The sequence below is a fragment of the Saccharibacillus kuerlensis DSM 22868 genome, from assembly GCF_000378145.1.
Classification (GTDB): Bacteria; Bacillota; Bacilli; order Paenibacillales; family Paenibacillaceae; genus Saccharibacillus; species Saccharibacillus kuerlensis.
On record NZ_KB899332.1, the window covers coordinates 1 to 1357 of the forward strand.

Annotated in this window: 3 protein-coding genes; 1 reads left to right on the forward strand and 2 read right to left on the reverse strand. The window is 31.6% G+C overall.

Annotated features, from left to right (window positions below; genetic code table 11):
• The coding region (locus F456_RS23345) for an rRNA adenine N-6-methyltransferase family protein (protein WP_018979065.1) at window positions 1–197 on the reverse strand (197 nt) is incomplete at its 3' end.
• Between the two features lie 59 nt (window positions 198–256).
• The gene (gene ermCL / locus F456_RS24505; RefSeq protein WP_002497446.1) at window positions 257–316 is read right to left on the reverse strand and encodes a 23S rRNA methylase leader peptide ErmCL; all 60 of its coding nucleotides are present in this window, start codon (window positions 314–316) and stop codon (window positions 257–259) included.
• Window positions 317–608: 292 nt separating this feature from the next.
• Here ermCL and mobV point away from each other — a divergent pair.
• Window positions 609–1357, forward strand: a 749-nt coding sequence (gene mobV, locus F456_RS0121445; RefSeq protein ID WP_018979066.1) for a MobV family relaxase, incomplete at its 3' end; no start/stop codon positions are given.

Genomic DNA, 1357 nt, shown 5'->3' on the forward strand with positions numbered 1-1357 from the left:
TTGCATAATTTATGGTCTATTTCAATGGCAGTTACGAAATTACACCTCTTTACTAATTCAAGGGTAAAATGGCCTTTTCCTGAGCCGATTTCAAAGATATTATCATGTTCATTTAATCTTATATTTGTCATTATTTTATCTATATTATGTTTTGAAGTAATAAAGTTTTGACTGTGTTTTATATTTTTCTCGTTCATTATACCCCTCTTTAATTTGGTTATATGAATTTTGCTTATTAACGATTCATTATAACCACTTATTTTTTGTTTGGTTGATAATGAACTGTGCTGATTACAAAAATACTAAAAATGCCCATATTTTTTCCTCCTTATAAAATTAGTATAATTATAGCACGAGCTCTGATAAATATGAACATGATGAGTGATCGTTAAATTTATACTGCAATCGGATGCGATTATTGAATAAAAGATATGAGAGATTTATCTAATTTCTTTTTTCTTGTAAAAAAAGAAAGTTCTTAAAGGTTTTATAGTTTTGGTCGTAGAGCACACGGTTTAACGACTTAATTACGAAGTAAATAAGTCTAGTGTGTTAGACTTTATGAAATCTATATACGTTTATATATATTTATTATCCGGAGGTGTAGCATGTCTCATTCAATTTTGAGGGTTGCCAGAGTTAAAGGATCAAGTAATACAAACGGGATACAAAGACATAATCAAAGAGAGAATAAAAACTATAATAATAAAGACATAAATCATGAGGAAACATATAAAAATTATGATTTGATTAACGCACAAAATATAAAGTATAAAGATAAAATTGATGAAACGATTGATGAGAATTATTCAGGGAAACGTAAAATTCGGTCAGATGCAATTCGACATGTGGACGGACTGGTTACAAGTGATAAAGATTTCTTTGATGATTTAAGCGGAGAAGAAATAGAACGATTTTTTAAAGATAGCTTGGAGTTTCTAGAAAATGAATACGGTAAGGAAAATATGCTGTATGCGACTGTCCATCTGGATGAAAGAGTCCCACATATGCACTTTGGTTTTGTCCCTTTAACAGAGGACGGGAGATTGTCTGCAAAAGAACAGTTAGGCAACAAGAAAGACTTTACTCAATTACAAGATAGATTTAATGAGTATGTGAATGAGAAAGGTTATGAACTTGAAAGAGGCACGTCCAAAGAGGTTACAGAACGAGAACATAAAGCGATGGATCAGTACAAGAAAGATACTGTATTTCATAAACAGGAACTGCAAGAAGTTAAGGATGAGTTACAGAAGGCAAATAAGCAGTTACAGAGTGGAATAGAGCATATGAGGTCTACGAAACCCTTTGATTATGAAAATGAGCGTACAGGTTTGTTCTCTGGACGTGAAGAGAC